Annotated in this window: 7 protein-coding genes; all 7 read left to right on the top strand. The window is 68.6% G+C overall.

The window, feature by feature from the left end; translation table 11 throughout:
• Positions 1-734, top strand: a 734-nt coding sequence (locus AC1DYI_RS25565) for an ApeI family dehydratase (RefSeq protein ID WP_477206946.1), incomplete at its 5' end; no start/stop codon positions are given.
• On the top strand, positions 727-1,476 hold the full coding sequence (locus tag AC1DYI_RS25560; protein WP_477206945.1) for a glycosyltransferase family 2 protein: 750 nt from the start codon (positions 727-729) through the stop codon (positions 1,474-1,476). The genes AC1DYI_RS25565 and AC1DYI_RS25560, both read left to right, overlap by 8 nt.
• Positions 1,473-2,447 (top strand): LpxL/LpxP family acyltransferase, encoded by a 975-nt coding sequence (locus tag AC1DYI_RS25555; RefSeq protein ID WP_477206944.1) that lies wholly within the window; start codon positions 1,473-1,475, stop codon positions 2,445-2,447. The genes AC1DYI_RS25560 and AC1DYI_RS25555 overlap by 4 nt, the downstream gene beginning before the upstream one ends.
• Entirely contained in the window at positions 2,444-4,009 is a 1,566-nt protein-coding gene (locus tag AC1DYI_RS25550; RefSeq protein WP_477206943.1) for an HAL/PAL/TAL family ammonia-lyase, read from the top strand. The genes AC1DYI_RS25555 and AC1DYI_RS25550 overlap by 4 nt, the downstream gene beginning before the upstream one ends.
• Positions 4,006-4,431, top strand: a complete 426-nt coding sequence (locus tag AC1DYI_RS25545) for an acyl-CoA thioesterase (RefSeq protein ID WP_477206942.1) — start codon at positions 4,006-4,008, stop codon at positions 4,429-4,431. Before AC1DYI_RS25550 ends, AC1DYI_RS25545 begins: the two co-directional genes overlap by 4 nt.
• Entirely contained in the window at positions 4,428-5,054 is a 627-nt protein-coding gene (locus tag AC1DYI_RS25540) for a LolA family protein (protein WP_477206941.1), read from the top strand. Before AC1DYI_RS25545 ends, AC1DYI_RS25540 begins: the two co-directional genes overlap by 4 nt.
• Before the next feature lie 7 nt (positions 5,055-5,061).
• The coding region (locus AC1DYI_RS25535) for a hypothetical protein (protein WP_477206940.1) at positions 5,062-5,257 on the top strand (196 nt) is incomplete at its 3' end.

Raw genomic sequence — 5,257 nt, 5'->3', positions numbered from 1 at the left:
GTTTCGTGCTGCTCGGCCGCGCCGACCGCATCGTCAAGGTGGGCGAGAAACGGGTGTCGCTGAGCGCGATCGAGCGAGCGTTGCTGGCCGGTGACGGCGGCTTGCTGGCCGAAGCGCGCGCGCTGCTGCTGACCGACAGCGGAGGCCGCGATGCCCGCATTGCCGTCGTCGCGGTGCCCACCCCGGCCGGCCAGACGCTGCTGCAGCAAAAGGGCCGGCGGGCCTTGAGCGAGCGCCTGCGTTCACACCTGCTGGCGCATGTCGAACGCGTGGCGCTGCCGCGGCGCTGGCGCTTCGTCGAGGCGCTGCCGGTCAATTCACAAGGCAAGAGCACCGAGGCGCTGCTGGCCGGCCTGTTCAATGATGCCGCCAGCAGCGGGCGCCCACCGGTCGAATGGCTGCAACGTGAGGCCACCCAGGCCAAGCTGCGCGTCACCCCGACCGTGGAGTTGACGGTATTCGACGGCCACTTCCCCGGCAACCCGATCCTGCCTGGCGTGGCGCAGCTCGACTGGGCCATCGGTTGGGGCCGCGAAGCGTTCTCGGTTCCCGGGCACTTCGCGCGCATCGACGCCCTGAAGTTCCAGCAGGTCGTGCCGCCCGGCACCTTGCTGGAGTTGGCACTGGACTGGTCGGCCGAGCGCAGCACGCTGGGCTTTCGCTACACCTCGGCGGCCGGCGTGCATGCCAGCGGCAAGGTGGTTTTCGACAACAACGGATCGAGCGATGCGTGACGACGTCGCCGCCGTGATCCCCGTCTACAACCACCCCGCGACGATCGGAGCGATGGTGGATGGCGTGCATGCCCATGGCCTGCACTGCGTGCTGGTCGACGACGGCAGCGAGCCCGGCTGCGCCGCGGTGCTGGATGCGCTGGCGGCGCAGCACGGCCCGCAGCGCGTCACCTTGGTGCGGCTGCCGCAGAACCAGGGCAAGGGCGGCGCGATGATGGCCGGCTTTCGCGCCGCTCACGCCGCGGGCTATCGCCATGCCCTGCAGATCGACGCCGACGGCCAGCACGCCGTGACCGACATCCCGCGCTTTCTCGCAGTGGCGCAAAGCCAGCCGGCCGCCGTCGTGAACGGCTCCCCGATTTACGACGACAGCGTGCCGCTGGGCCGGCTCGTCGGGCGGTATGCGACGCACATCTGGGTCTGGATCAACACACTGTCGTTCGCGATCAAGGATTCGATGTGCGGCTTCCGCGTCTATCCGCTGGCTCCCACCATCCAGCTGATCGATGAGGTCGCGATCGGCAAGCGGATGGATTTCGACACCGAGATCATCGTTCGCCTGTACTGGCGCGGCCTGGCCGTGGTCAACCTGCCAACACGGGTGACCTACCCGCAGGACGGCATTTCGCACTTCAAGCTCGGCCTGGACAACCTGCTGATCTCGCGCATGCACGCCAAGCTCTTCGCCGGCATGCTGCGGCGCGCGCCGCTGCTGCTGTGGCGCAAGGTAGCACCACGATGACCACGCGCACCGCCCACGCCCCGGCGGCCCATTGGGCAACGATCGGCGAATCGACCTGCAGCGCCGGCCTGTGGTTGCTCTACCAGCTTCACCACTGGCTGGGGCGCTGGCCCTTCCGCCTGGCAGTCGTGCCCGTTGTCGCCTGGTACTGGGCGACCCAGCCGCGAGCGCGGGCTGCGTCGCACGAGCTCCTGGCCGCCGTCGCCGCACGCAGAGGCGATCCGCCCCCCGGCCGCTTCGCGCCGATGCGCCACCTGCTGTCGTTCGCCGACACCTTGCTCGACAAGCTGCTCGCGATGAGCGGGCGCTACCACTTCCATCAACTGCAGTACGAAGGCCAGGAGCCGGTGCAGCAGATGCTGAACCAACGCCGCGGCGGCATGCTGGTCACGGCCCACGTTGGGTGCCTCGAGCTGTGCCAGGCGGGCGCCCAGCGACGCGGCGATTTCAAGCTGACCATCCTCGTGCACACCCGCCATGCCGAGGAATTCAACCGCCTGCTGCGAAAGCTGAGCCCGGACAACGGCGTCGAGTTGATCCAGGTTACCGAGATCACGCCGGCCACCGCCGCGCTGTTGGCCGAGCGCGTGGCACGCGGCGAGTTCGTCGCAATGGCCGGCGACCGCGTGCCCGTCCGACCAACCCCCGGCAGCACGACGATGGTGCCGTTCCTCGGACGGCCGGCGCCGTTCCCGGTCGGGCCCTATGTGCTGGCGATGCTGTTGCAATGCCCGCTGTACTTCATGGCCTGCGTGCGCGAAGGCCAAGGCCACCGGGTGCGCTTCAAGCGCCTGGCCGAGCGTGTCGAGCTGCCGCGCGCGCGTCGAGCCCAAGCCCTGGCCGAGCACGCGGCCGGCTTCGCCCAGGCGCTCGAATCGGTCGTCGTCGACGCACCGTTCGAATGGTTCAACTTCTTTCCCTTCTGGGACCAACCGGTGACCCCGCAACCCGTGGCCACCCCTGCCCGATGAACACCCTGTCCACCAACCTGCCGGTCATCTGTTTCGACGGCCAGCCGCTCACGCTGCACGACATCGCCGCGCTGGCTGAAGGCCGCGCCCGTGCCGAGTTGTCACGCGATGCAGTCTTTCGCGCCCGCATCGCCCGCGGCGCCGAGTTTCTCGACCGGCTGCTGCGTGAAGAGGGCGTTGTCTACGGCGTGACCACCGGCTATGGCGATTCGTGCACGGTCGTCATCCCGCCGGCGCTGGTGACCGAGCTGCCGCATCACCTGTACACCTACCACGGCTGCGGCGCCGGCCGCTGGCTGACGCCGGAAGAGACGCGTGCCGTGCTGGCCGTGCGCCTGGCCTCACTGGCCCAAGGCGTGTCGGGCGTCAGCGTCGAACTGCTCGAGCAGATCGAGCGCCTGCTGGTGCACGACGTGCTGCCGCTGATCCCGGCCGAGGGCTCGGTCGGCGCAAGCGGCGATTTGACGCCACTGTCGTATCTCGCCGCGGTGCTGTGTGGCGAGCGCGACGTGCTGTGGCAAGGCCAGCAACGGCCGACCGCTGAAGTCTTCGCAGCGCTCGGCATCACGCCGCTGCGCCTGCGGCCGAAAGAAGGCCTGGCGATCATGAACGGCACCGCCGTGATGACCGCGCTCGCTTGCCTGGCCTGGCGCCGCGCCGAGTACCTGTCGCGCCTGGCCACGCGCTTGACGGCCTGCAACGTGGTCGCCAGCGCCGGCAACGCCCACCACTTCGACGAGAAGCTGTTCTCGGTCAAGCCGCATGTTGGCCAACAACGTGTGGCTGCCTGGCTGCGCGCCGACTTGGCGAGCGACCGCCCGGCCCGTAACGAGCAGCGTCTGCAAGACCGCTACTCGCTACGCTGCGCGCCGCACGTGATCGGCGTGCTGGAAGACGCGTTGCCCTTTATGCGCCAGCTGATCGAGAACGAGCTCAACAGCGCCAACGACAACCCGCTGATCGACCCCGACGGCGAACGTGTGCTGCACGGCGGCCATTTCTATGGCGGCCACATCGCCTTCGCGATGGACAGCCTGAAGAACGTGGTCGCGAACGTTGCGGACCTGCTGGATCGCCAACTCGCGCTGCTGGTTGACACCCGCTACAACCACGGCCTGCCGTCGAACCTGTCCGGCGCCACCGGTGAGCGCGCAGCGATCAACCATGGCCTGAAGGCGGTGCAGATCAGCGTTTCGGCCTGGACCGCCGAAGCGCTGAAGCAGACGATGCCGGCCTCGGTGTTCTCGCGCTCGACCGAATGCCACAACCAGGACAAGGTCAGCATGGGCACGATCGCAGCGCGCGACGCATTGCGCGTACTTGAGCTGACCGAGCAAGTTGGCGCCGCGATGTTGATCGCTGCCCGACAGGGCCTGGCGCTGCGGCGCCGGCTCGACCCGACTCTCACACTGCCGGCGCCGCTGGCCGACTTCCTCGCGGTGTTGGAAGACCRCATCCCTCTGGTCGCCGAAGACCGCGCACTGGACCGCGAGCTGTGGGCATTGGCCGATGCGTTGCGCGCCCGCACGTTCGAGCTGCCAGGCACGGGGGACGAGCGGTGAGCGTTGTTCCGGACCTGAGCCACAGCATCGAGGTGGTGCCAGCCTTCTACGACATCGACGTGATGGAGATCGTCTGGCACGGGCACTACGTGAAGTACCTGGAGCTGGCACGCAGCGCGCTGCTGCAGAAGTTCGGCTACGACTACGCCGCGATGCGCGACTCGGGCTACGCCTGGCCGATCGTCGAGATGAAGCTGAAGTACGTGCGCTCGGCAGTCCTGCACCAAGCGCTGAAGGTACACGCGCGCATCATCGAGTGGGAAAACCGCCTGCGCATCGACTACCTGATCACCGACGCGGCCAGCGGTCGCAAGCTGAACAGCGCGCAGACCACGCAAGTGGCGGTGGAGTTGAAGACCGGCGAGATGTGCTTCGTCTGCCCGCCGGTGCTGTGGGAACGGCTCGGGGTGCCCGCGCCGTGACCGACCGCCGTTTGTTCTGCGCCTCTGTGTTGATGGCGCTGGCCACGCCGGCCCTGCACGCGGCCGAGGGCGACGCACTGGCCGAGCGCGTGAAGAAGCGCCTGTCCGACGCACCCGTGCAACACGGCGACTTCGAGCAGCGCAAGAGCGTGAAGGGCTTCAAGCACCCGTTGGTGTCCAAGGGCGACTACCTCTTCGCGCGTGAGCGCGGCGTCGTCTGGCACGCCCGCGAACCCTTCGAGTCGACGCTGGTGCTGACGCGTGAACGCCTCATCAGCCGCGGCGCCGACGGCGCGAACACCACCGCGATGGACGCCCGCAGCGAACCCGGCCTGCGTGCCGTGAACCAGCTGCTGTTCGCGCTGCTGGCGGCCGACCTAGGGGCGCTTGCGCAACGCTTCAACATCGCCGGCCAGGCGCCGGACAACGGCCCCTGGCAGCTGACGCTGACCCCCCGCGATGCGGGCTTGGCGGCATGGCTCCAAAAGGTCGAGCTGCAAGGCGAGCGCCAGGTGCAGACCGTGCAATGGCAGGAAGCCTCGGGCGACGCCAGCCAGATCCGCTTTTCCAACCAGGCCGGGGCCGCTGCACTGAGTGTCGAAGAGGCCAAGCGTTTTGACTGAACGAGCGATGCCCCGCACCGCTGCAACGCCCGAGCGCCAAGCGACAGGCCGCGCCTGGCTGGCCTGGCTGTGGCTGCTGGTCGTGCTGGCCATCGCGGCCCACCAGTGGCGCTTCTGGCACGACTCGCGCCTGGACACTGACGTGCTGGCGCTGCTGCCGCAAGACGAGCGGCAGCCCGAGGTGACCCGCGCGACGCAGAAGC

It is taken from the genome of Ideonella sp. P3_A4 (genome assembly GCF_056403075.1).
The sequence above is the reverse complement of the archived record's forward strand: the minus strand, read 5'-3'. Positions and strand labels throughout refer to the sequence as shown.